Source organism: Vibrio sp. 1580 (assembly GCF_033340055.1).
Genome location: NZ_JAWOVT010000120.1, coordinates 1 through 903 on the forward strand (window position 1 = coordinate 1; position 903 = coordinate 903).

Here is a 903-nt window from a genome sequence, read left to right on the forward strand (position 1 = left end):
ACTACCTAAGTTGGTGTAAAACACGAAGCCATCTTTATCGACGTTTTTCAATAAAACGATTCGCTGAAATGGCATGCCGTTTTCATCCACGGTCGCCACTGTCATCGCAGTAGGATCCGTCAACCCCGCCTTAATCGCTTGCTCCAACCAAAGGTTGAATTGATCAATTGGATCAGCTTTCAAATCTTTACGACGTAGGCCACCTTTCGTGTACTCACGACGAATATCAGCAAGTTCCATCTTTACTCCTTCACTCGTTTTTGTCGATTGTGCTCCCGAAGCTACTGAAATACAAGGACAGCAAACATAGATGTTGAAAAACCGATGGTAACCTCTAGGTTCAGGCAAAAAGCGAGGCCCGGCAACACTTCTAACGAGACCAAAGACCAACTCTATGGCAAGTTTTTCCACCCAAATGATGAGAATGAAGCGACGAGAAGTAACGTGAAGTCATCCAAAAATAACTTCGCTTCGTTTGCTCTCTAACGGGACAAGATTGACTATTTAACCTCAAGTGAGCATAAACTGACCGCTATGTCACACAACGAACCAATCGCTTACTTGGCAAACAACCGTTACGTATTTATTAGTACGGAATACTACTTCTAAAATGCAGTTCGATTCCTAGTTAACGTTACCGCTCACAGCATCGTTTAATACCTTTTGATAACATGGCATTAAAAACTCCGGTGAGCTAATTGTGAACTTACTCAATCCCAAAGCCCTGCGTCATTTTTTATTGCTGTTGTTTGCTATCGGCATTTTAGGGCTTGCTCTTACGCATCACTACGCAACTCGCTATCAACACGATCAATGGCAACAAAAACTCAAAAGCCAAGCGGCTCAAGTCTCACAAGAAGTCGACTACGAACTGGCGAAGTTTGAACAAATTCCCAATTTGCT

General features: G+C 43.0%; 1 protein-coding gene and 1 pseudogene. One reads left to right on the plus strand and one right to left on the minus strand.

Going from position 1 to position 903, the window contains the following annotated elements:
- The coding region (locus R7093_RS24435) for a pyridoxamine 5'-phosphate oxidase family protein (protein ID WP_318146914.1) at positions 1-240 on the minus strand (240 nt) is incomplete at its 3' end.
- Between the two features lie 460 nt (positions 241-700).
- On the opposite strand from R7093_RS24435, the pseudogene R7093_RS24440 reads away from it, so the two are divergent.
- A pseudogene (locus R7093_RS24440) lies at positions 701-903 on the plus strand (sensor histidine kinase); the annotation flags it as partial.